Origin of the sequence: Streptomyces sp. NPDC002734, assembly GCF_040295685.1 — a bacterium.
In the GTDB taxonomy this organism is placed as follows: domain Bacteria; phylum Actinomycetota; class Actinomycetes; order Streptomycetales; family Streptomycetaceae; genus Streptomyces.
The window spans coordinates 25,200-47,639 of sequence record NZ_JBEOVU010000009.1 but is presented as its reverse complement, the minus strand read 5'-3'; the positions used below and the strand labels follow the sequence as shown (position 1 = coordinate 47,639).

Annotated in this window: 18 protein-coding genes; 7 read left to right on the top strand and 11 right to left on the bottom strand. The window is 67.9% G+C overall.

Annotated features, from left to right (window positions below; all coding sequences use genetic code 11):
• Positions 1-18 precede the first annotated feature (18 nt).
• The gene (gene def / locus ABT026_RS10480; RefSeq protein ID WP_351113765.1) at positions 19-681 is read left to right on the top strand and encodes a peptide deformylase; all 663 of its coding nucleotides are present in this window, start codon (positions 19-21) and stop codon (positions 679-681) included.
• Here the strand turns inward: def and ABT026_RS10475 are convergent.
• The 5 genes from ABT026_RS10475 to dnaB all read right to left on the bottom strand — a co-directional run bounded on the left by ABT026_RS10475 (position 656) and on the right by dnaB (position 8,968).
• A complete protein-coding gene (locus ABT026_RS10475; RefSeq protein WP_351113764.1) occupies positions 656-3,313 on the bottom strand; it encodes a TniQ family protein in 2,658 nt (885 codons plus the stop codon). The genes def and ABT026_RS10475 overlap by 26 nt on opposite strands.
• The gene (locus ABT026_RS10470; RefSeq protein WP_351113763.1) at positions 3,310-4,428 is read right to left on the bottom strand and encodes an AAA family ATPase; all 1,119 of its coding nucleotides are present in this window, start codon (positions 4,426-4,428) and stop codon (positions 3,310-3,312) included. The genes ABT026_RS10475 and ABT026_RS10470 overlap by 4 nt, the downstream gene beginning before the upstream one ends.
• Positions 4,425-6,554 (bottom strand): TnsB C-terminal domain-containing protein, encoded by a 2,130-nt coding sequence (locus ABT026_RS10465; protein ID WP_351113762.1) that lies wholly within the window; start codon positions 6,552-6,554, stop codon positions 4,425-4,427. Before ABT026_RS10465 ends, ABT026_RS10470 begins: the two co-directional genes overlap by 4 nt.
• A gap of 77 nt (positions 6,555-6,631) precedes the next feature.
• Positions 6,632-7,282, bottom strand: a complete 651-nt coding sequence (locus ABT026_RS10460; protein ID WP_351113761.1) for a TnsA-like heteromeric transposase endonuclease subunit — start codon at positions 7,280-7,282, stop codon at positions 6,632-6,634.
• 204 nt (positions 7,283-7,486) lie between these two features.
• On the bottom strand, positions 7,487-8,968 hold the full coding sequence (gene dnaB, locus ABT026_RS10455; RefSeq protein WP_351113760.1) for a replicative DNA helicase: 1,482 nt from the start codon (positions 8,966-8,968) through the stop codon (positions 7,487-7,489).
• Positions 8,969-9,431: 463 nt separating this feature from the next.
• On the opposite strand from dnaB, the gene ABT026_RS10450 reads away from it, so the two are divergent.
• Entirely contained in the window at positions 9,432-10,778 is a 1,347-nt protein-coding gene (locus ABT026_RS10450; RefSeq protein ID WP_502967944.1) for an MATE family efflux transporter, read from the top strand.
• A 163-nt stretch (positions 10,779-10,941) separates the two neighbouring features.
• On the opposite strand, the gene rplI is transcribed toward ABT026_RS10450, so the two are convergent.
• The 4 genes from rplI to rpsF form a co-directional block, all read right to left on the bottom strand.
• Entirely contained in the window at positions 10,942-11,388 is a 447-nt protein-coding gene (rplI, locus tag ABT026_RS10445) for a 50S ribosomal protein L9 (protein ID WP_351113758.1), read from the bottom strand.
• 18 nt (positions 11,389-11,406) lie between these two features.
• Complete coding sequence (rpsR, locus tag ABT026_RS10440) at positions 11,407-11,643, bottom strand: 30S ribosomal protein S18 (protein ID WP_006381652.1); 237 nt, start codon at positions 11,641-11,643, stop codon at positions 11,407-11,409.
• A 45-nt stretch (positions 11,644-11,688) separates the two neighbouring features.
• Positions 11,689-12,279 (bottom strand): single-stranded DNA-binding protein, encoded by a 591-nt coding sequence (locus tag ABT026_RS10435; protein ID WP_351113757.1) that lies wholly within the window; start codon positions 12,277-12,279, stop codon positions 11,689-11,691.
• A gap of 77 nt (positions 12,280-12,356) precedes the next feature.
• Positions 12,357-12,647, bottom strand: a complete 291-nt coding sequence (gene rpsF, locus ABT026_RS10430) for a 30S ribosomal protein S6 (RefSeq protein ID WP_351113756.1) — start codon at positions 12,645-12,647, stop codon at positions 12,357-12,359.
• Between the two features lie 261 nt (positions 12,648-12,908).
• Here rpsF and ABT026_RS10425 point away from each other — a divergent pair, with 261 nt between their 5' ends.
• From ABT026_RS10425 to ABT026_RS10415, 3 genes are all read left to right on the top strand, one after another.
• Positions 12,909-13,235 carry a hypothetical protein gene (locus ABT026_RS10425; protein ID WP_351113755.1) on the top strand — a complete coding sequence of 109 codons (327 nt, stop codon included), beginning with the start codon at positions 12,909-12,911 and terminating at the stop codon, positions 13,233-13,235.
• Positions 13,236-13,460: 225 nt separating this feature from the next.
• On the top strand, positions 13,461-14,582 hold the full coding sequence (locus tag ABT026_RS10420) for a lipid II:glycine glycyltransferase FemX (protein ID WP_351113754.1): 1,122 nt from the start codon (positions 13,461-13,463) through the stop codon (positions 14,580-14,582).
• 99 nt (positions 14,583-14,681) lie between these two features.
• On the top strand, positions 14,682-15,713 hold the full coding sequence (locus ABT026_RS10415) for an alanine racemase (protein ID WP_351113753.1): 1,032 nt from the start codon (positions 14,682-14,684) through the stop codon (positions 15,711-15,713).
• Between the two features lie 16 nt (positions 15,714-15,729).
• Here ABT026_RS10415 and ABT026_RS10410 read toward each other — a convergent pair whose 3' ends face one another.
• Together ABT026_RS10410 and ABT026_RS10405 are read right to left on the bottom strand one after the other, a co-directional pair.
• A complete protein-coding gene (locus tag ABT026_RS10410) occupies positions 15,730-17,412 on the bottom strand; it encodes a glycosyltransferase family 87 protein (RefSeq protein WP_502967943.1) in 1,683 nt (560 codons plus the stop codon).
• A gap of 98 nt (positions 17,413-17,510) precedes the next feature.
• A complete protein-coding gene (locus ABT026_RS10405) occupies positions 17,511-20,165 on the bottom strand; it encodes a transglycosylase domain-containing protein (RefSeq protein WP_351113752.1) in 2,655 nt (884 codons plus the stop codon).
• A 373-nt stretch (positions 20,166-20,538) separates the two neighbouring features.
• Between ABT026_RS10405 and ABT026_RS10400 the strand changes: the two genes are divergently transcribed.
• Together ABT026_RS10400 and ABT026_RS10395 are read left to right on the top strand one after the other, a co-directional pair.
• Positions 20,539-21,222: a PadR family transcriptional regulator gene (locus ABT026_RS10400; protein WP_108956435.1), complete on the top strand. Its 684-nt coding sequence runs from the start codon at positions 20,539-20,541 to the stop codon at positions 21,220-21,222.
• A 41-nt stretch (positions 21,223-21,263) separates the two neighbouring features.
• Positions 21,264-22,346 carry an inositol-3-phosphate synthase gene (locus tag ABT026_RS10395; protein ID WP_351113751.1) on the top strand — a complete coding sequence of 361 codons (1,083 nt, stop codon included), beginning with the start codon at positions 21,264-21,266 and terminating at the stop codon, positions 22,344-22,346.
• Positions 22,347-22,440: the final 94 nt, after the last annotated feature.

Genomic DNA, 22,440 nt, shown 5'->3' with positions numbered 1-22,440 from the left:
CGCAAAAGGGAGACATCCATGTCTGTTCGTCACGAGCGGTCCCGTTCCGTCGACCGACGAGTCCGTGTGCAAGGCCGGCCGGTGGACACCTATCCGGCTCTGCCGCCAGAGGCAGGACGGGGTTCGGTTCGCAGGGTCACGGTGGTCGGTGAGGAGGTACTGAGCCGTCCATGCCGGGAGGTGACCGAGTTCGGGACTCCGGAGTTGTCGGCGTTAATCGACGACATGTTCCTGACCATGTATGTAGCCGACGGCGCCGGCCTGGCTGCCAACCAGGTTGGCGTTGACCTGCGCCTGTTCGTGTATGACTGCCCGGACGATTATGGGATCCGGCATGTCGGTCACATCATCAACCCGGTTCTGGACCTGCCCGATCCGGGTAGCCGCCGGCTCATTGACGACTTCGAGGGCTGCCTGTCGGTGCCCGGTGCAGGCATGGCGGTTCCCCGCACCGATCGTGCTGTCGCCCGTGGGTTCGACAAGGATGGCAACCCACTCGTCATCGAGGGGCTGGGGTACTTCGCCCGGTGTCTGCAGCACGAGACCGATCACCTCGTGGGCCATACGTATCTTGATCGGCTCTCCAAGCGGGACCGCAAGGACGCGTTGAGACAGATGGAAGACCGCCGGGAGGAGGTCTTCGCCCAACGCACGATCAAGGCCGCCCGCCTGGGCCAATGAAACGCTTGGCGGCAGCGGCCACTTTTCTACCGAAGGGTGTGGGCCGCATCCTGCGGCCCCGTTCAGCACGTTCGATCAGGGGTCGGCCCAGGTCCTTTTCGAGCCGGTTGATCTGGGTTGTAAGTGTCGATTGGTGAATGCCGAGGGCTCGGGCGGCTTCGGTGACGGTGGGGTAGGGCAAGGCGGCAGCGAAGCGTTCGAGTCGCTGCCGGGTATTTGGGCTGGTCAGGGCAGCGCGCAGAATGGCGGGGGCATCTGTGGCCTGCTCGGGGGCACGGAGGGCGGTGTGGTGGCTGGCTCCGCCGCGTGGCCGGAGGGGGATGTTGTGGGTGTGAGCCCAGCGGGTCATGTTCGCGGTGCTCATGCCGGTTTCGCGGGCGAGGTCCGGCAGAGTTCGCCGACGGTGGACGTACTGCTCGATGAGCCAGTCCCGTTCGACGGCGCCCCGGCGTTTGTAGTCCTGTGGACCTTCGCGAAGCGGGATGCCGTACTCCCTGGCAAGGTCGGTCAGCACTCTGCGAGAGAAGCCCGTGAGGGTGGCGATCTGCTGGAGAGACCGATGTTCGTCGAGGTAGAGCTGAATGAAGCGCTCTTCCGGGACGGTTTGCCGGGCTTGCTGCCGGATGCGGCCGGTAGCTCTCGCGGCGTTCTCCGTCAGCGGGGGTGCGGGGGCTGGGTGTTCGTCGAGGACATGTCGGATGGCCTCGACGGTTGTGCCCAGGGCTTGGGCGGCGTGCTGAACGGGGTGCTGGCGTTCTCGGACGAGTTGGTGCAGGCGGGGTAGGTCGATGTTCGCCGGGTCGGGTCCGGGAAGGGAGAGTCCGGCCAGCAGCGTGGTGGGAGGCTGCCAGGTCGCGGGCTCATCGTGGATGTGGTGCGAGGCCAGGAAGTTGAGGGCTTCCTGCTGGAGTGCGTGTGCGAGTTCGGGGGTCTGAAGGGCGGTGAACCTCAAGGACGTCGCCCGGAACTCTGCACTGTCGAGCCCGCCCGGATCGTCGGGGGCAGACTCGGTGGGCAGGCCGCTCAAGCGTCTGAAGAGCTGGCTGCGGGCGATGCGTTCGCGTCGGCCGGTCCCCGGCGGTGTTCCGGTGCGGCGGCAGATCTCCAGCCAGCGGCCGTGGGGAAGCAGGCCGGTGTAGCCCAGGAGCCGGCGACGGCCGTAGTCGATGGGGGTGTCGTCGGCGTCGAGGTGGCTGGCGAGCCGATCCAGGGCGGTAACGATGTCCGGCCATTGCGGAAGGTCGTCGAGTTCTTGGAGGAGGCGTGAGATCTCGATGCCGTCGATCACGTCGCCGACCAGCCTGGCGGCCTGGTCCAGGGAGGTGCGGCTGTCGGGGATCAGCAGCAGGGCGGCGAGGACGGGGGCCAGGGCACGTGCATGGATTCCTGCAGGTGGTGTGAGCCGGACTGCCCAGGGCGGCCAGAACATCGTGGGGATCTTCTTGGCCCGTTGCTCGATGTCCCGGGTGGTCTTTGTCGGTCGGCGGGGAGTCTCGGTCGTGGTGCGGTAGCGGAGGTGCTCGCTGGGGCGGAGGGAAGGAGCGAGGGCGGCCAGGTGCACGGACTGCAGCACCGGGCTGATGCCCCGGCCCCAGTCGTCGATGCTGGTCACCGAGATCTGCGCGAGTTCCTCGCGTACTTCGTCCAGCAGGCCCCGCAGGGCCTCGCCGGCCGGATGGATTCCCGGCTGTTCCAGGATGCCCAAGGCCATGGTGACCGCGACGGCGGCATCCACGGCTCGCGGCGGAGCCATGAATCCTGGGCGGTCCGCCGCCTGTTCGGCGTGCGGGACGACCCGATCGGTAGCGAGGTGCACTTCTGCGATATCGGCCGGTATCCGTTCACGCAGGACAGCAGCAGGAAGGTCGCTCAGGACGCGGATGCCCAGAGCCCGGATGTCGGCCAGCACTGCCGGTGTCGGCTGGGGAACGATCCGGTAGGGGCCGAAGGCCGCCGTCGCCCCGTTAATGATCCCCATCACCCGGTCCTGCGCCATGAGAACCGGATGGCCGGAAGACAGGAGAAGCGTCGAAGCACGGGTGAGATCGGTGCCGCAGCCGGCCGTAACCGGACCGCCGGGGCGGATCGGCGGATTGCCGCAGAGTTCCGGTTGGGGGACGGATCGGCCTGAATGGGGCCGCTGCCGCGGAACCCGCCCGCAGTGCGGGCAGCGGTCCGCCAGCAGGCGGCGGTGCTGGGTGCAGGCGAAGGAGAAGCCGAGCCTCCAGGACAACTGCCAGCGACCCTCGCTGGAGCGGAGACAGTCCGGGCAGAACCGGGACCCCCGGCCGCGCCCCCAAAGGACATGCCGCGACACGGCCCGGCCTGCGGCACTCATCTGCAGGGCCCGTCCGTCATAGTGCGCCAGGGTCATCGCAGTGACCGCCTCCGGGGCCGTCCCGGTGGCGTGCGCGACGGCGGCGGTCAACTGCTCGTCGAGGAAGATCGTCCAGTCCGTCGGGATGCCCCGGAACTGATTTCCAGCGCTCTGCCGGACCGGGAATCCGAAGTGCAGCAGGACATCGCCGAGCGTGGTGTCTATCCGTCTGGCCGTCGCCTCCAACCAGGAGTCCAGGGCCTCGCCCGGCACGGGCGGCAGCCGGATCGGCAGGGTGCGGGCCGACTGCCTCATGCGGCTCGTCGGCCCCGGGACCGCGGACGGCTGGTCAGCCGCTTCTTCTCCAGCGCGGCCTGAAGTTCGAGGCGGGCAGCCTCGGACGCCTCATCGTTCTTCACCCGGTCCATCAGCTCCTCGTCAAGACGTTCCGCGCCGGTGCGGACCGCCCGCTGGCAGCCGCGGTTGATCAGCGTCATCAGCGAGCCGATGTGTCCGGTGCTGCGGGCGAAGAGGTAATCCGACAGGTCGTCCGCGAGCATGCCGGGGTGCTTGTCGGCAAGCACGACGCGCTGTTCGAGGGCCAGCAGCATCTGCCGCCATTCCCGGCGTCCGGCCTCCGCGTCGATGGTGAACGGGCGAAGCCCGAGGCGGGTGGTGCGGCGGCCGGTCTGGGCCAGAGCTGTGTCGCGGCCGTTCGTTCCCTCGCCGAACAGGCCCTTCTCCGCGAGTTCGACCCCCACCATCAGCAACGTCACCGGGAACTCGTTGGCGATCCACTTCAGGTGGTTGCTCACCTCGATGCCGCTCTTCTGTCCCCATTTCAGGAAGTGCAGATCGTCCAGAACCACCAGTCGGACATCGCAGCACAACACGCAGTCCAGCACCCGCCGTCCGAACTGGGCGGTGGTGCCCCGCCCCGTTCCGGGGTGGCCGAAGAACTCCAGCATGGCCCGGTTGAGGTCCTTCATCCCGGTGTTCCCGGTCAGCCCGACCCGGCAGACCGGGATCCGTTCGTGCCCCTGACTCGTGAACGGGCCCGACTCCTCGATCTCCCGCTGGTGGAAGTCGCGGGCGAAGGCAAGCACCGAGGTAGTCTTGCCCAGCCCCGGGAACGCGTCGACGGCCACCGCCCCCTTGGCCTTGTCACCGTCCTGCTCATTGCTGTCGACAATGTCCCACAAGTCCTCGTGGAGCTCTGCCAGTTGTGGCGTCTTGACCGGGCCGATGTTCGCGTGCCACTTCCGGCGCTGCCGGTCGTAGTCAGCCCTCTCTTGCGTGTCCAGGGACTTCAGCTGCTTGCGGGTCAGCAGATCAGGTCGGCTGCGGCGAGGGCTCTCAGCGAACGCCTTGAAGTCCTCCTTCCGCGACAGGGCGAGACTGTCCGGCTCCGGAACACGCTCCTCACTCACACGTCCTCCAGAGCATCGGCGTAGAAGTCGTTCTCCTCAGCGAGGTCCTCCACATCGGCCTCGTCGTCATCACCCGTTTCCGCCACCGCATCGGGCTCCTCCGGCTTCGGCATTACCTCGTCTTGGCCGAGGGCCTTGCGTACGGATGGAAGCGAGACGACTGTCTCCGCCTCACTCTCCGGAAGTTCAATGGCAGCCTGCTCGCGCGAGAGCCGCAGGGCCATGCGCCGCTCGGCGATCGTGGTGCCCAGCCCGAGGTTCCACCGCTGAAGCAAGTCGGCGACGGCCAGCCGGTCGTCGGGGAAGCGATACTTCGAGGCGGCCAACTGCCGGGCGAATGTCAACGCGTCCTCACTCAGCGGCATCTCGGCCGACGGTGCATGCTCCCACGGCAGGGTGTGCCATGCGCGGGTTGTGGGGTTGCAGAAGTAGATCTTGGTGATGTCGTCGGGGTCCACTTGGAACGGCCAGCCGTTCTTGACTGGACTGTCGTAGGGACTGCGGATGCCCGGCTCGGGCAGGCCAGGGCCGCTGTAGCGGCGGCGGCCGATCTCGACCCCGTAGTGCTGGACCGTGCGCCACTTCGTCTGCAGGAACTCGTAAGCCAGGTCCCGGTCGCGCGGTGCTTCGATGTAGCCCGCCCGCGCCATGCCGTGCTCGAACATCTTCGCCGGGGACATCCGCAGGCCCGGCAGGCCCGGATCGACCAGACTGGAGTGCGGCTTGCAGTGATAGACCGCCGCCGTCCACTCCCGGATGATCGCCTCAAGCTCGTCGAGGAAGAAGAACGCATCGTCCTCCGGGCTCTCGCCCCGCGAATGAATGTCGGGCCCCTTGTAGCCGGGCAGCGCTTGCAGCAGCCCCTCCCGCAGGGTGCGGAAATAACGCTCCACCGGACCTTTATCGCGGCCCGTCCGCAGTCGAGCCGGCTGGATAGAGATGCCCATCCGGCGGCAAACGCTGGTCAGATGCTCCGAGAGGTAGACCTTGCCGTGATCGACCACCAGCGTCTCGGGGACCAGCGGCGGCGAGGCCAGCCCGGGACCGACGGTGCCCTCGACGTCGACCAGGACCGTGCGCGGGATGCCGTGCTCGGGCCAGACGGCACCGCGCGGCCAGTCCCGCCCCGCCGGCCTCGGCCGGAACGACTGGAACAGCACCGCGCTGACATCCACCGCCTTCGTCGACACCGGGGTGAGCCGGATCCCCGTGATGCAGCGGGTGTACCAATCCATCCCAACACTCAATTCGGCCTGCACCCACTTCAGAGTCAGCGGGTCGAACGCGAAGACGTCCAGCCGAGTGGAGTCCATCAGCAGGTACTCACCCGGCCGCGTCGGCCGCAGCTTGCCGTACGGACCCTCCGGCCGGTCCGCGATGTCTCGGTTCCGCTTCGTACTCAGGCGGAACAGCGGGTGCCGCCGCTCCAGCTCCGTGAGCACCCGGTAGGCAGTGGCTTGGCTGGGCTGGGGGACGACGTCGGGACCGAACCGCGCGATCAGCCGGGCCCGAGTCCGGTCGATGACCATCTTGCGTGAAGGCTTCGACTCTCCCGTGTGCTCGACCATGACTTCCAGCGCGGTCTCCACCCATCGGTCATCGGCCCTGCCGAAGGGCCGTGCCTGGGAACTTGTCCGCTGGACCAGTCCGGCCTCACCGTGTCGGCGGTAGTCGGCGACCCATCGTCGAATGGTGCGATCGGCGACGCCGAGTTCCGAAGCCTTCGCCGCATAGCGTGCCTCCAGCGACAGCATTGGCGTGTACGGAGCTCGCGGTTCGCCTTCACGTGCCAGTTCAGCGCTGCCGGACCGATATCCCGTGAGAAGTTCCCGAACGTGCTCGGCCCGCTCCAGGATCTGCCGTTTGGCATCCTCGTCCAGCTGCCCCAGCACCACTGAAGCGATCTCCTCGGCGTCGTCCGAGGACGGTCCCGGCCCTTCGGGGATGAGGATGGCCCGGTCAGAGAAGAGCAGTTCCCGCAAAGAGAGACGCAGGAGCCTGCCCTGGCCGTCCTTGAGGACGACCTCGTTGCCGGCCGTGGTGGCAGCCATCTCGACCACCTCGACGGTCTCCCCGTCATAGCGGAAGTGCGTACCGACGCCGACCCGTGCCCCCGCCCTGCTCACGCCGTCCTCCTCAGCACGTGCGCCGAGCTAAGCGGCCGGTCGAGATCAACCGTGAACTCGTGCGTCCACAGCAAGTGCTACACCGCAGAACGGACTTGCTCCTCCGGGTGACCAGGCAGGCTGACCGCCGCGCGTCGCAAAGAGACTCCATCGAGTTCAGCGCCACGGAGTTCGTCGACGAGCCCACGATCGAACAGCCAGTCCCTGCGGTAGCCCGACAAGAAACGGACGTTCTCCAGCTCAGCCGCAGGTGGCTCGCTCCAGACCTCGTAACTCCACCCGCGAACCTCCACCGCCTCACGGGTCCAGCCGAAAGTGAAGGCCACCTCCGGCTTGGACAACCGGTGCAGTGGCTTCACATCCACGATCACAGGCCCCTCGTCGGTGACCAGAAGATAGTCCGGGATGTGCTTGCGCACGGCCCCATCCACCTCGGCCTTGAGCAAAAAGGGCTGGGCCACGATGTGCCGTACGGCCGGGTCGAAATCAGCGAAGAGGAGCCTCTCCAGTTCGAGGCGCGACTCGTAGATGACGTGGTCGCGCATTGTGGCGGACCAGTAGGTGCCCGAGTAGTGCCGCTGGCCTCGGTACCAGCGGAAGATCCGCCACGGGTCCGCCGCCGCAAGCCCGTCGATCGGGGAAGCAGTCCACTCCCGGTTCTCAAGCAAGCTGCCGTTCGGGCCCCGCAGGCTCACGGTGATCGATCCCGGGCTCAGCCCTGCCTCCATAAGTCACCCCCGGATCGCAGGCAGTCCCCTTCACGGGCGCTACGTTCGCATCCGCGGGAGGCTCACAGGCCGGACCTGATACAGGGTCACCCAAACGAGTGATAGCGATGAGCAGCGATTCTCAATCCCGTGTCAGATCGGCCACTCAGATGACATCGCAACTGAGAAAATGACACGAGATTTGAGAACCTACAGCGGTGCCGGTCAGCTCTGTGCCATGTCCACGAACCGCGAGTAGTGGCCCTGGAAGGCCACGGTGATGGTGGCCGTCGGGCCGTTACGGTGCTTGGCCACGATCAGGTCCGCCTCGCCGGCGCGCGGTGACTCCTTCTCGTAGGCGTCCTCGCGGTGGAGCAGGATGACCATGTCGGCGTCCTGCTCGATGGAGCCGGACTCACGCAGGTCGGAGACCATCGGCTTCTTGTCGGTGCGCTGCTCGGGGCCTCGGTTCAGCTGGGAGAGCGCGATGACCGGGATCTCCAGCTCCTTGGCCAGCAGCTTGAGGTTACGGGACATGTCCGAGACCTCCTGCTGGCGGTTCTCGGCGCGCTTGGAGCCGCCGGACTGCATCAGCTGGAGGTAGTCGATGACGACCAGCTTGATGTCGTTGCGCTGCTTGAGGCGGCGGCACTTGGCCCGGATCTCCATCATCGACAGGTTGGGGGAGTCGTCGATGTAGAGGGGCGCGGCGGAGACGTCGGGCATCCGGCGCGCGAGACGCGTCCAGTCGTCGTCGGTCATGGTGCCGGAGCGCATGTGGTGCAGGGCCACCCGCGCCTCGGCGGACAGCAGGCGCATGGCGATCTCGTTGCGGCCCATCTCGAGGGAGAAGATGACGCTCGGCAGCTGGTTCTTGATCGACGCCGCGCGGGCGAAGTCCAGCGCCAGGGTCGACTTACCCATCGCGGGACGAGCCGCGATGACGATCATCTGGCCGGGGTGCAGGCCGTTGGTCAGGGCGTCGAAGTCGGTGAAACCGGTCGGCACACCGGTCATCTCCCCGCTGCGGGAGCCGATCGCCTCGATCTCGTCGAGCGCGCCCTCCATGATGTCGCCGAGCGGGAGGTAGTCCTCGCTGGTGCGCTGCTCGGTGACGGCGTAGATCTCGGCCTGGGCCCGGTTGACGATCTCGTCGACGTCGTCGTCGGCCGCGTATCCCATCTGGGTGATGCGGGTGCCGGCCTCGACCAGGCGCCGCAGCACCGCGCGCTCATGAACGATCTCCGCGTAGTACTCGGCGTTGGCCGCGGTGGGGACCGTCTGCACCAGGGTGTGCAGGTAGGCCGCGCCGCCCACCTTGTTGATCTCGCCGCGCTTGGTGAGCTCGGCGGCGATGGTGATCGGGTCGGCCGGCTCGCCCTTGGCGTAGATGTCGAGGATCGCCTGGTAGATCAGCTCGTGGGCGGGCTTGTAGAAGTCGTGGCCCTTGAGGATCTCCACCACGTCGGCGATGGCGTCCTTGGACAGCAGCATGCCGCCGAGCACGGACTGCTCGGCGTCGAGGTCCTGCGGGGGCACCCGCTCGAAGGGGGAGACCTCCTCGTCGTCCCACCTCCCGTCGCCGGAACGCCCTCCACGGCCACCGGAGCGGCCCTGACCGGAGTCCTCACGACGGCGCGACGCGGGCAGACGATCACTGGGACCGCTCTCGGCCCAGGGGTCGTCCAAGGGCTCGGAAATGCTCACCGAGCGACCCTCCTCCCGTCCGCCGCGCGGACCTCGCCGTGCCTCTCAGTTGTACGGCACGGCTCTGACAGATCGAGCTGCCCGCAGCCCTCGTCGGCACCGGCGTCGGACGCCGGTTTCGTGGTGAAATCTCACTGGCCGCAGAGGGCGGGCACCGCACCACGCTAAGCCCGCGGGCACCTGCAGCCAATCTGGTTATCCACAGGCCATGTGGAAGAACGGCCGTATGCTGTGGACAACCCCCGGAAACCTGTGCACGAGTCGGTGGACAGCGCTGTGAACAAGCCCGCAGCCTTCCCGGCGTGACCTCTCTGACCTGCGGTAACGCGATCCACGGCTTGTGCAGAAGAAAAAAATCGGCCGCCGGGCCAAGATCTACCGGAACGCTGTGCGAGAACACACGCCGCCGGTCAAAAGGTAAGAGGCCCAGTGGCATTGCACCACTTACCTGTGGAAGATTAGATTGGTGCTTATGACACAGGCTTCCGCGACCGGCCGTACGGGCCGACGGCGACACGATCGCGAGATCATCGCTCTGGCTTTTCCGGCCTTCGGCGCTCTGGTGGCCGAGCCTCTTTTCATCCTCGCGGACAGCGCCATCGTCGGGCACCTCGGCACCGCGCAACTCGCCGGGCTGGGCGTGGCCTCGGCCCTGCTGACCACCGCGGTCAGCATCTTCGTCTTTCTCGCCTATGCCACGACGGCAGCGGTGGCCCGGCGGGTCGGCGCCGGGGAACTAGGCGCCGCCATACGCCAGGGCATGGACGGCATCTGGCTGGCGGTCCTGCTGGGCTGTGCGGTGATCGTCGCCGTGCTGCCCACCGCTCCGACGCTGATCGACCTGTTCGGAGCCTCGGACACCGCCGCGCCGTACGCGGTGACATACCTGCGCATCTCCTCGCTCGGCATTCCGCCGATGCTGATCGTCCTGGCGGCTACCGGCGTCCTACGAGGACTCCAGGACACCAAGACGCCTCTGCGCGTCGCCGTCGCCGGCTTCCTGGCCAACGCGGTCCTCAACGTCCTGCTGGTCTACGGCCTGGACCTCGGGATCGCCGGCTCTGCCTGGGGCACGGTGATCGCCCAGTGCGGCATGGCGGCCGTCTACCTGGTGGTGGTCGTGCGGGGAGCCCGTCGCCACGGAGCCTCACTCCGCCCGGACGCGGCAGGCATCCGGGCTTCGGCCCAGACCGGTGCTCCCTTGCTGGTCCGCACCCTTTCCCTCCGCGCCATCCTGCTGATCGCGACCGCGGTCGCCGCCCGGCTGGGCGACGCGGACGTGGCAGCCCACCAGATCGTGCTCTCCCTGTGGAGCTTGCTGGCCTTCGCCCTGGACGCCATCGCGATCGCCGGGCAGGCCATCATCGGACGCTACCTGGGGGCCGGTGACGCCGACGGCGCCCGGGCGGTCTGCCGCCGCATGGTCGAGTGGGGCATCGCCGTCGGCATCGCGCTGGGCATTCTGGTGGTGCTGGCCCGGCCACTCCTGCTGCCCATGTTCACCGGTGACACCGCGGTGTGGGACGCGGCGCTCCCCGCCCTGATCGTCGTCGCGGTGTCGCAACCGCTGAGCGGGGTCGTCTTCGTGCTCGACGGGGTCCTGATGGGCGCGGGAGACGGCCCGTACCTGGCTTGGGCCATGATCGCGACGCTCGCCGTCTTCACGCCCGTCGCCCTGCTGGTGCCCTCCATGGGCGGAGGTCTCACCGCGCTCTGGGGTGCGATGACCTTGATGATGGCGGTGCGGATGGCCACCCTGTGGTGGCGGGCACGGTCCGGCCACTGGCTGGTGACCGGGGCCGTCCGCTGACGCAGGGAGCAGCGCCCGCGGGCCGTCCACCCGCCGCGTCGTGCGGACGGTTTCACGTGAAACACCGCTCACGGGACAGACCGGACAGCCAAGAAGGGCCGCACCCAGGGGGTGCGGCCCTTCTCAGTGATGCCGAGCCGAGAGCTCAGACCCGAGCCGGAGCTCAGGCAGAGACGACCTCGACGTTGACCTTCGCGGCAACCTCGGGGTGCAGACGCACCGAGGTCTCGTGCGAGCCCAGGGTCTTGATCGGGGCGCCCAGCTCGATGCGGCGCTTGTCGACCTCGGGGCCACCGGAAGCCTTGATCGCGGACGCGACGTCAGCCGGGGTGACGGAGCCGAAGAGACGACCGGCGTCGCCGGAGCGAACGGCCAGACGAACCTTGGTGCCCTCGAGCTGCGCCTTGATGGCGTTGGCCTGCTCGATGGTCTGGATCTCGTGGATCTTGCGGGCGCGGCGGATCTGCGCCACGTCCTTCTCGCCACCCTTGGTCCAGCGGATCGCGAAGTTCCGCGGGATCAGGTAGTTGCGAGCGTAGCCGTCCTTGACGTCGACGACGTCGCCGGCAGCGCCGAGGCCAGAGACCTCGTGGGTGAGGATGATCTTCATTTTTCGGTCACCCTTCCCTTATCGCGCGGTGGACGTGTAGGGCAGCAGCGCCATCTCACGGCTGTTCTTCACGGCCGTGGCGACGTCACGCTGGTGCTGCGTGCAGTTGCCGGTCACCCGGCGGGCACGGATCTTGCCGCGGTCGGAAATGAACTTCCGCAGCATGTTCGTGTCCTTGTAGTCCACGTACTGGACCTTGTCCTTGCAGAACGCGCAGACCTTCTTCTTCGGCTTGCGCACAGGCGGCTTCGCCATGGTGATTCTCCTGTGTGATCAAGAAGTGTGGGTGACGAGTCCGCCCTAGAAGGGGGGCTCGTCCGAGTAGCCACCGCCGGAGCCGCCCTGGTTGCCGCCCCAGCCGCCGCCGCCCTGGCCGCCGGCGGGAGCACCGCCGGACGCCCACGGGTCGGCAGGCTGGGAGCCGCCGCCCTGCTGACCGCCACTGGGGCCTCCGCCCCAGCCGCCGCCACCCTGGCCGCCACCGCCGCCGTAACCGCCCTGGCCGCCGCGGGCACCGCCGCCGCCTCCGGCGGCCTTGGTGACCTTGGCCGTGGCGCTGCGCAGGCTGGGGCCGACTTCCTCGACGTCCAGCTCGTAGACCGTCCGCCTGACGCCCTGGTTGTCGTCGTAGGACCGCTGCTTGAGGCGGCCCTGGACGATCACGCGCATGCCCTTCGTCAGGGACTCCGCGACGTGCTCCGCCGTCTGCCGCCAGACCGAGCAGCTCAGGAACAGGCTCTCGCCGTCCTTCCACTCGTTGGTCTGCCGGTCGAAGGTGCGGGGGGTGGACGCGACTCGGAAGTTCGCGACCGGCGCACCAGACGCGGTGAAGCGCAGCTCGGGGTCGTCGACGAGATTGCCGACGACCGTGATGACGGTCTCGCCTGCCATGGGGGAACCTCTCAGCGGGTTAGCTGCTGGTTGCTGGTGGTGCTACTCGATTCCCGGGATGGACCGAGCCGGCAGGCTCAGTGCATCTCGGGACGGAGGACCTTGGTCCGGAGGACCGACTCGTTCAGGTTCATCTGGCGGTCGAGCTCCTTGACGACCGCAGGCTCGGCCTGCAGGTCGATGACCGAGTAGATGCCCTCGGGCTTCTTCTTGATCTCGTACGCGAGACGACGACGGCCCCAGGTGTCGACCTTCTCGACCTTTCCGCTGCCCTCACGGACGACGGAGAGGAAGTTCTCGATCAGGGGGGCGACGGCGCGCTCCTCCAGATCGGGGTCGAGGATGACCATCACCTCGTAGTGACGCATGTGGAACCCACCTCCTTTGGACTCAGCGGCCACGGTCGATCCGTGGCAGGAGGGTTGTATGCGTGGTGTTACGTGAGCAACGGTATCGGGCCCCACTGACAGTCGGGATGGATGCCTTCCTGACGTGGGCAGACACCGGTGCAGACGGTACAGACTACCCGCACACCGGCTTCCGGCTGAAATCCGTGCGCGAACAGCGTCGATCCGGCACATATCGGGTACTCGCCGACTAGGATGCGCCGCTTCCGTCGGGAGGTGCTCATGGCACAGACAACGCGTTCGCAGCCGCGGCCCACCATTCACGGGTCCCTCTTCGCCACCGATCACAGGCCCCACCCCAAGGTGAACGCCCTGCTCGGCGTCACGCTGGTGCTCGGTGTGGTGGCCCTGGCGACCGCCGGGTTCCACCACCTGCACCTTCTCACCTCGTGGGCGGGGCTGATCGGCATCGTCACGGGCGGTGTCGGCCAGTTCATCTCGGCGACCACCCGGGAGCGGTTCGGGCTGATCGTCGGCATCGGCGCCTGCGCCCTGGGACTGCTCCTGGGCATGTCGCACGGCGGTCTTTTCGGCGGGATCGGCTCGTAGAGCCGCCGGAGTCGCTGGATCAGCCCCGGATCAGCCGGAGCAGCTCCGAATTCTCCCCGTCCGCCCCCGCCACCCGTCCGCCCCGGTCCGCGCCGGCTCCGCCGGCCCCCGGACCGGGGCGGACTCCGTACGTGTCCGTCAGTACGTTCGGCTGGCACAGTAGGCTTCGGCGCGAGAGCCGGAGCCCCTACATGTGGGGACACGCCAGCCCGAGGAGCGCCCCGAATGAGCCTGACCCTGAGGACGATCAGCCGAGAACAGCATCTGGCGTACATCCAGAGCCTGCCCTCGGCGAGCCACATGCAGGTACCGGCGTGGGCGGATGTGAAGTCCGAGTGGCGCTCAGAGAACCTCGGTTGGTTCGACGACCGCACCGGCGAGCTGGTCGGCGCCGGTCTGGTCCTGTACCGGCAGCTCCCCAAGATCAAGCGCTACCTGGCCTACCTGCCCGAAGGCCCGGTCATCAACTGGTTCGCCCCCAACCTCACCGACTGGCTGGAGCCCATGCTGGCTCACCTGAAGGCGCAGGGCGCCTTCTCGGTGAAGATGGGCCCGCCGGTGATCATCCGCCGCTGGGACGCGCCCTCCATCAAGAAGGGCATCCAGGACACCGAGGTGAAGCGGCTGCGGGACATCGAGCCCGACTTCATCGAGCCGCGCGCCTTCGAGGTCGCCGACAAGCTGCGCCGCATGGGCTGGCAGCAGGGCGAGGACGGCGGCGCCGGCTTCGGCGACGTGCAGCCCCGGTACGTCTACCAGGTGCCGCTCGAGAACCGGTCGCTGGAGGACGTGCACAGGAACTTCAACCAGCTCTGGCGCCGCAACATCAAGAAGGCCGAGAAGGCCGGCGTGGAGGTCGTGCAGGGCGGTTACGAGGACCTGGAGGAGTGGCAGCGGCTCTACGAGATCACCGCCGTCCGCGACCACTTCCGGCCGCGTCCGCTCTCCTACTTCCAGCGCATGTGGACGGCGCTCAACGCCGAGGACCCCAACCGCATGCGGCTGTACTTCGCCCGCAAGGACGGGGTGAACCTCTCCGCGGCGACCATGCTGATCGTCGGCGGGCACGTCTGGTACTCCTACGGCGCCTCCGACAACCTCGGCCGCGAGTTCCGCCCCTCCAACGCCATGCAGTGGCGGATGCTCCGGGACGCCTACGCCCTGGGCGCCACCGTGTACGACCTGCGGGGCATCTCCGACTCGCTCGACGAGACGGACCACCTCTTCGGCCTCATCCAGTTCAAGGTGGGCACCGGCGGCCAGGCCGCGGAGTACCTGGGCGAGTGGGACTTCCCGCTCAACAAGCTGCTCCACAAGGCTCTCGACATCTACATGTCGCGCCGCTGACCTCGGCGGTGTTTGCTTCCATAGTCAGCTGAGGCCGCCGCGGGCGGCCGCGACGCTCCACACTTCACCCGAAGCCACGAGAAAGGGTCCGGACCGGCCATGGCGCTCACGCTCTACGTCGACTCCGCGCGCTGGCGGGCACACCACAAGCACGTGCAGGATTCGTTCCCCGGCCTCGTCCCCGTCTGCAAGGGGAACGGTTACGGCTTCGGTCACGAGCGCCTGGCCGAGGAGGCGACCCGGCTGGGCTCCGACGTCCTCGCCACCGGCACCACCTACGAGGCGGCCAAGCTCAAGGACTGGTTCGGCGGTGACCTGCTGGTCCTGACGCCCTTCCGCCGCGGCGAGGAGCCTGTCCCGTTGCCCGACCGGGTCATCCGGTCGGTCTCCTCGGTGGACGGGGTCTACGGCCTCGTGGGGGCGCGGGTGGTCATCGAGGTGATGTCCTCGATGAAGCGCCACGGCGTCAGCGAGGCGGAACTCTCGCAGCTGCACGCCGCCATAGAGAACGTCCGCCTGGAGGGCTTCGCGCTCCACCTCCCCCTGGACCGCACCGACGGCTCGGACGCCGTCGAGGAGGTCATCGGGTGGATGGACCGTCTCCGGGCCGCCCGCCTGCCGCTGCACACCATGTTCGTCAGCCATCTCAAGGCGGACGAACTCGCGCGGCTGCAGCAGCAGTTCCCGCAGACGCGCTTCCGCGCGCGGATCGGGACCCGGCTGTGGCTCGGTGACCACGAGGCGACCGAGTACCGCGGCGCCGTCCTGGACGTCACGCGGGTCTCCAAGGGGGACCGGTTCGGCTACCGCCAGCAGAAGGCCGCCTCGGACGGCTACCTGGTGGTCGTGGCCGGCGGTACCTCGCACGGCGTCGGCCTGGAGGCGCCGAAGGCGCTGCACGGCGTGATGCCCCGGGCCAAGGGCGTGGCGCGGGCCGGCCTGGCGACGGTCAACCGCAACCTGTCGCCCTTCGTGTGGGCGGGCAAGCAGCGGTGGTTCGCCGAGCCCCCGCACATGCAGGTGTCCATCCTCTTCGTCCCGGCGGACGCCCCCGAGCCCACGGTGGGCGACGAGCTCGTCGCCCACCTGCGCCACACGACCACCCAGTTCGACCGCCTCGTGGACAACTGAGCGGCCTGCGGCGTCCTCAGCCGTCGTTCCGCCCCCCGACGGCCTTCTCCTTCCGGAGAGGGCCGCCGCGGTATTTCCAGGGGTCCTCATCGTCCACGTCGCCCCAGGCGTCCGTGGAGTCGCGGTCGCCGTCCCCGTCGCGATCGCCGTCTCCGTCGCCGGAGGCGCCGCGCTCGCCGTCCCCGTCCGTCCCGTCGTGCTCGTCGTGCCCTTCGGGTCCCGGCTCGTCCGACGGCCCGGACCGGCCGCGCAGAGCCACGGCGTCGGGCGCTCCGTCCAGCACGCCGCCCGAGGGGTCGTCGTCGCCCGATCGCCGCACCGGATCCGCCTCCGGGTGCAGGATGTCGCGGACGACCATGGCGCAGAGGAAGAGCGTCCCCACCAGGTGGACGACGATCGCGAACTGGTACCCCTCCAACGGGAGCCCCTTCGCCTTGTCGCCACCGCTGGTGAACGCGAGGTACATCCAGATGCCCAGGTAGTACGTGACCTCGCAGGCCTGCCAGATCAGGAAGTCGCGCCACCGCGGACGCGCCAGGGCCGCCAGGGGGACCAGCCAGAGCACGTACTGCGGCGAGTAGACCTTGTTGGTCAGGATGAAGGCCGCGACGGCCAGGAAGGCCAGCTGTGCGAAGCGAGGGCGCCTGGGCGCGGCCACGACCAGCGCCACCCCGCCGGCGAGCGCCGCGACGGTCAGGACGAGGGCGATCGGGTTCACCACCGCCGGAGCGAGGTTCAGATCGGTGCGCTGGTCGAGGATCAGCCAGAACGAGCCGAAGTCGACCGAGCGCTCCTGGCTGAAGCGGTAGAACTTCGACCAGCCCTCGAAGGAGAAGACCATCACCGGCAGGTTCACCACCAGCCAGGCGCCCGCCGCGCCCGCCACCGCGGTCCCGTACGCCCGCAGACGTCCGGCACGCCAGCACAGAGCCAGCAGCGGGACCAGCAGGAAGACCGGGTAGAGCTTCGCGGCGGTGGCCAGACCGAGCAGGACGCCGAAGGCCAGCGGTCGGGACCGCGCCCACATCAGCATCGCCGCGGACGTCAGGGCGACCGCCAGGAGGTCCCAGTTGATGGTGGCGGTCAGTGCGAAGGCCGGCGCCAGGGCGACCAGCAGGCCGTCCCAGGGCCGCCGGGAGTGGGTACGGACGGTGCAGACGGCGATCACCGCGGCGCACACCATCAGCATGCCGGTGTTGACCATCCAGTAGTGCTGTCCCAGGTCCTGGTAGCTGCCGCCGTCCGGGGTCAGCCAGGCGGCAACCTGCATGAAGACGCCGGTGAGCACCGGGTATTCGAGGTACTCCATGTCGCCGGGCAGGCGGTCGAAGTACGGGACCAGGCCCTCGGCGAAGCCGCGCGCGTGGTACAGGTGCGGGATGTCGGAGTAGCAGGCATGGGTGTACTGGGCCCCGGCGCCGAAGAACCAGCCGCCGTTGTAGCAAGGGGCCTTCTGGATCAACCCCAGGGCGAAGACCACCATCGCCACCAGCACCACGATGCGTACCGGCGACCACCAGGAGGCGCCGGTCAGCGAGTGCCGGCCCAGGGGACCGCCCAGGAAGGCACTGCCCGACGCGGCCACCGGGTCCTCGCGGGTCGGCGCCACGGGCTCCGTCGCGACCCGCGCCACGGTGGCTCCGGTACCCGGCTCGGGAGTGCTCTCGTGCATCGTCTCTGCGCTCGGCATGGCGCACATCCTGCCGTACCCGCGCCGGAAAAGGGCGAGGGCCGCCGCACCCGTAGGTGTGGCGGCCCATGTTTCACGTGAAACGGACGTGACGCCCGATTCCGCCGCTATCCGGTGGTTCCGCCTCTTCCGTTTCCGCCACCGGTATTGGTATTGCCGAAGACCGTGCCTTCGCTCACCGTTCCGGTATCGGTCTCACCGCCGGTCGTGCCGTCGGTGGTCGTACCGGTAGTGGTGCCGCCGGTGTCCGTGCCGCCGAAGGTTCCGCCGTCGGTGGTCTGGCCGTCGGTGGTGTTCCCACCGGCGCCCATGCACTCGAAGTCGAACGGCTGGCAGCTCGACGAGGGCTCGGCCGGCTTGCTGGGCTTCGGCCGGTCGTCCTTCTCCTCGTCCTCCTCCGGCGCGGACTCCGACGGGCTCGGCTCCGGGCTCGGGGACGGGTTGTAGACCGTCCCCAGCGGTGCCGGATCCGGGAAGGGCTTCGGCTTGTAGTCCTCGTCCTTCATGGCGATGGACATGTACTCCTTCCACACGTCGGCAGGGATGTCACCACCGTGGATGGAGGTGAGACCGCCCACTCCGTTCATGGAGAGGAGTTCCTTGTCCTTCGGGTTGGTCCGGAACATCGCCACCGCCGTGGAGAGCTCCGTGGTGTACCCGACGTACCAGGCGGACTTGTTCTCGTCGGTGGTTCCGGTCTTGCCGGCGTTCGGGAACGGAAGATCCGCCAGCGCCTTGGCCGTACCGTTCTGGACCACGTTCTCCAGCACCTTGGTCACGTTGTCCGCGACCTCCGGCTCGAGACCCTTCTTCTTCTCCGGCGGCTCGAAGTCGGGGAGTTCGTTGCCCTTGACGTCCACGACCTTGGTCACGGAGAACGGCTCGTAGTGATCACCGGAGGAGGCGAATCCCGCATACGCGTCCGCCATACGGATCGCACTCGGCGTCGAGGTACCCAGCGAGAACGACGCGGTGTCCAGGTTGCCTGTGTCGAAGCTGCTCTCGAGAATGCCCAGGCTCTTGGCGGTCTTCCGGGTCTTGTCCAGACCCACGTCGATGCCGAGTTGCACGAACGGCACGTTGACCGACTGCTCCATGGCCTTCTCGAGCGTGATCATGCCCCAGGGCGTGGGGCCCTCGTTCGCCTGCTTGAACGGCTGGTTCTTGTCGTTCAGCAGCGGCTTGCCGCTCTGGTCCGTGATCACTGTTCCGTCGTTGCCCTGGTAGAGGCTCTGCGGCGACAGCGGCTGTCCGTCCGTGTGGATCGTGCCGTACTCCATGGCCGACGCGAGCACGAAGGGCTTCCAGGTCGAGCCGACCGGCACACCCGAGGTGTTGGCGTTGTTGGTGAAGTGGTTCTTGTCGAAGCCGTCACCACCGTAGACGGCCACGATGGCCCCGGTGTCGGGGTCGACGGAGGCACCGCCGAACTGCACGTGGGTGTCCGTCTTCGGACGGGCCTTCTCGTCGAGCAGTGTCTTGCGGGACTTCTCGACGGCCTTCTCCAGCTCCCTCACGCGGTCCTTGTCGAAGGTGGTGTAGATCTTGTAACCACCCCGCTTGTCCAGCTCGTCCGCGGAAATACCGGCGGTCTTGGCCACATACGTCTTCGCGATGTCGACCAGGTAGCCCTTCTGGCCGGGGAGGTCCGTGGTGGGGCGCTTCTTCAGCTTGGGGAAGTCCCCGATCTTGCTCCGCTCGGCAGGCGTCATCCGGCCTACCTCGACCATGCGGTCCAGGATCCACTTCCATCGCAGCTCGGCGCGCTCGCGGTTCTTCTCCGGAGTCGCGTTGTCACCGGATCCACCGTCCGGGCTGTAGAGGTTCGGCCCCTTGAGCACCGAGGCCAGGAAGACGCACTCCTCAGGGCTGAGCTTCTTGGCCTCCTTGTCGAAGTACGCCAGCGATGCCGCCTGGACGCCGTAGGCGTTCCGCCCGTAGTAGGCGGTGTTCAGGTAGCCCGCGAGGATCTGGTCCTTCGACATCTTCGAGCCGACCTTTATGGAGATGAACAGCTCCTTGAACTTACGCGTCAGGGTCTGACTCTGGTCCAGGTAGGTGTTCTTCACGAACTGCTGGGTGATGGTCGAACCACCCTGCACCTCGTCGCCCTTGGCCATGTTGAACAGCGCCCGGGCGATGCCCATCGGGTCGACGCCCCGGTCGTCCTCGAAGGACGCGTTCTCAGCGGCGATCACCGCGTTTCGCAGCGCGGGCGGAATGTCCTCGATCTCCACGTTCTGGCGAGTGGTGCCACCACCCGTGGACGCCATCCGGGACCCGTCGGCCCAGTAGTAGACATTGGTCTCCGCGATCGCGGCCTTGTCCTGGTCGGGGACCTCCACCATGGCGTACCCGATGCCGCCGACCAGCATCAGGCCGGCGAAGAAGGCGACGAACGTGCCGGTGACCAGGCGCCACGAGGGCACCCACCGGGCGGCGCCGTACTTTCCGGCACGCGGGTAGTCGATGAAACGGTCCTTGGACGCGTTGCGGCCACGCCGCCCCTCCGGGGGTGCCGCCCTGCGGCGGCCTCCTCCGGCCCCTCCGGCGCCGCCGGACCTCTGCGCGGCCCGGCGGGCCTCCGCGCGTCCGCCGTACGGACGCTCCTCCGCGTCAGGCCCGTAGTACGAGCCGGCGGAGGAGTTGGTGGCTCCTCTCGGAGCCGCACGGCGGCCGGAGGACGAACCGGACTGGGCGCGTCGGGCCGCGGCACGTCCGCCTCCCTGCGGCTGTGGCGGTTTGCGACGGTGCTCGCTCATCGAACGATTACTCCTCGGGCAGGCGCACACATGAGCGCCTGGAAACAGCGGCTGGTTTCCGGTCCCCCCGACGTACGGCCGACGGTCATTCGATCAGCCGTACTACACCTGGGACGTGGACGTATCACGGACGTCACTTGGTTCCCGGCGGATTGCATGCCGCACAGACTACGCATCGCCGAACAGCGCCAAATCGGGTTCTCACGCACGAACAACGCATAGCGCTACGACCTGAATCGGTGATGTGACGCCGCTCACCGAGACCACACTTGTACGCCGCCCGAGGCAGACCTATCGTTCGGATGTATCGACTCGATACATCGGGGGAACATAAACTGCCGACCCGACAGTCCGCGGCAGAGAGGAGGCGACGATGAGCCGGCGTGCCGGGATCCTCGAGTTCGCCGTTCTCGGTCTGCTCCGCGAGTCCCCGATGCACGGCTACGAGCTGCGCAAACGGCTCAACACGTCGCTGGGCGTATTCCGCGCCTTCAGTTACGGAACCCTCTACCCATGCCTCAAGACGCTGGTCGCAAACGGCTGGTTGATCGAGGAACCCTCGGCCGAACCCGTGGACGCCCTGGCAGCCCCCCTCACCGGGCGCCGCGCCAAGATCGTCTACCGGCTGACGGCAGAAGGTAAGGAGCGGTTCGAGGAACTGCTCTCGCAGACAGGACCCGACTCCTACGAGGACGAGACCTTCGCGGCCCGGTTCGCCTTCTTCGGGCAGACCTCACGGGACGTGCGCATGCGCGTGCTGGAAGGCCGGCGCAGCCGTCTCGAGGAGCGCCTGGAGAAGATGCGTGCGTCGTTCGCGCGCACGCGGGAACGCCTCGACGACTACACCCTTGAGCTCCAGCGCCACGGCATGGAGTCCGTGGAGCGCGAAGTGCGCTGGCTGAACGAGCTCATCGAGAGCGAGCGGGCCGGGCGCGACCAGAAGCGGTCGCCGTCCTCGGGTTCCGCTCAGCAGGACACGTCATCCGGAGCGACGGGCGGCCAGACCCGGCGTGGGGTCGACACCCCGCCCGAGACGCCCGAAGACAACAACACGTGAAGCCACAGGGTTTCACCGAGTACACACAGGGAGCCACCGCAATGGGTTCGGTTCGCGTAGCCATCGTCGGCGTGGGCAACTGCGCCGCCTCGCTGGTGCAGGGCGTCGAGTACTACAAGGACGCCGACCCGGCGTCCAAGGTGCCTGGCCTGATGCACGTGCAGTTCGGCGAGTACCACGTCCGTGACGTGGAGTTCGTCGCCGCCTTCGACGTCGACACCAAGAAGGTCGGTCTCGACCTCGCCGACGCCATCGGCGCCTCCGAGAACAACACCATCAAGATCTGTGACGTGCCGCGTACCGGTGTCACGGTCCAGCGTGGTCACACCCTCGACGGCCTCGGCAAGTACTACCGCGAGACCATCGAGGAGTCCGCCGAGGAGCCGGTCGACGTCGTCCAGGTCCTCAAGGACCAGAAGGTCGACGTGCTGGTCTGCTACCTGCCCGTCGGTTCCGAGGACGCGGCCCGCTTCTACGCCCAGTGCGCCATCGACGCCAAGGTCGCCTTCGTCAACGCCCTCCCGGTCTTCATCGCCGGCACCAAGGAGTGGGCTGACAAGTTCACCGAGGCCGGTGTCCCGATCGTCGGCGACGACATCAAGTCCCAGGTCGGCGCCACCATCACGCACCGCGTGATGGCGAAGCTGTTCGAGGACCGCGGCGTGGTCCTGGACCGCACCATGCAGCTCAACGTCGGCGGCAACATGGACTTCAAGAACATGCTCGAGCGCGACCGCCTCGAGTCGAAGAAGATCTCCAAGACGCAGGCCGTCACCTCGCAGATCCCCGACCGGGACCTCGGCGAGAAGAACGTCCACATCGGCCCGTCCGACTACGTGGCCTGGCTGGACGACCGCAAGTGGGCGTACGTCCGCCTCGAGGGCCGCGCCTTCGGTGACGTCCCGCTGAACCTGGAGTACAAGCTCGAGGTCTGGGACTCCCCGAACTCGGCGGGTGTCATCATCGATGCCCTGCGCGCTGCGAAGATCGCCAAGGACCGGGGCATCGGTGGCCCGATCCTCTCCGCGTCGAGCTACTTCATGAAGTCCCCGCCGGTCCAGTACTTCGACGACGAGGCCCGCACCAGCGTCGAGAAGTTCATCGCGGGTGAGGTCGAGCGCTGACACCCGTCCCCTCGCCGGCGTGAACCGGCGGGAGCACCACTGGGACTCAGGAGGGGCCCCGGGCATGTCGCCCGGGGCCCCTCCCCCCGTTCCC

Bases quoted from the DNA above. Each gene is read 5' to 3' on its own strand.
- def (WP_351113765.1), top strand. From the start codon at position 19: ATGTCTGTTCGTCACGAGCGGTCCCGTTCCGTCGACCGACGAGTCCGT.
- ABT026_RS10475 (WP_351113764.1), bottom strand. From the start codon at position 3,313: ATGAGGCAGTCGGCCCGCACCCTGCCGATCCGGCTGCCGCCCGTGCCG.
- ABT026_RS10460 (WP_351113761.1), bottom strand. From the start codon at position 7,282: ATGGAGGCAGGGCTGAGCCCGGGATCGATCACCGTGAGCCTGCGGGGC.
- rplI (WP_351113758.1), bottom strand. From the start codon at position 11,388: ATGAAGATCATCCTCACCCACGAGGTCTCTGGCCTCGGCGCTGCCGGC.
- rpsR (WP_006381652.1), bottom strand. From the start codon at position 11,643: ATGGCGAAGCCGCCTGTGCGCAAGCCGAAGAAGAAGGTCTGCGCGTTC.
- ABT026_RS10435 (WP_351113757.1), bottom strand. From the start codon at position 12,279: ATGGCAGGCGAGACCGTCATCACGGTCGTCGGCAATCTCGTCGACGAC.
- rpsF (WP_351113756.1), bottom strand. From the start codon at position 12,647: ATGCGTCACTACGAGGTGATGGTCATCCTCGACCCCGATCTGGAGGAG.
- ABT026_RS10425 (WP_351113755.1), top strand. From the start codon at position 12,909: ATGGCACAGACAACGCGTTCGCAGCCGCGGCCCACCATTCACGGGTCC.
- ABT026_RS10420 (WP_351113754.1), top strand. From the start codon at position 13,461: ATGAGCCTGACCCTGAGGACGATCAGCCGAGAACAGCATCTGGCGTAC.
- ABT026_RS10415 (WP_351113753.1), top strand. From the start codon at position 14,682: ATGGCGCTCACGCTCTACGTCGACTCCGCGCGCTGGCGGGCACACCAC.
- ABT026_RS10410 (WP_502967943.1), bottom strand. From the start codon at position 17,412: ATGTGCGCCATGCCGAGCGCAGAGACGATGCACGAGAGCACTCCCGAG.
- ABT026_RS10405 (WP_351113752.1), bottom strand. From the start codon at position 20,165: ATGAGCGAGCACCGTCGCAAACCGCCACAGCCGCAGGGAGGCGGACGT.
- ABT026_RS10400 (WP_108956435.1), top strand. From the start codon at position 20,539: ATGAGCCGGCGTGCCGGGATCCTCGAGTTCGCCGTTCTCGGTCTGCTC.
- ABT026_RS10395 (WP_351113751.1), top strand. From the start codon at position 21,264: ATGGGTTCGGTTCGCGTAGCCATCGTCGGCGTGGGCAACTGCGCCGCC.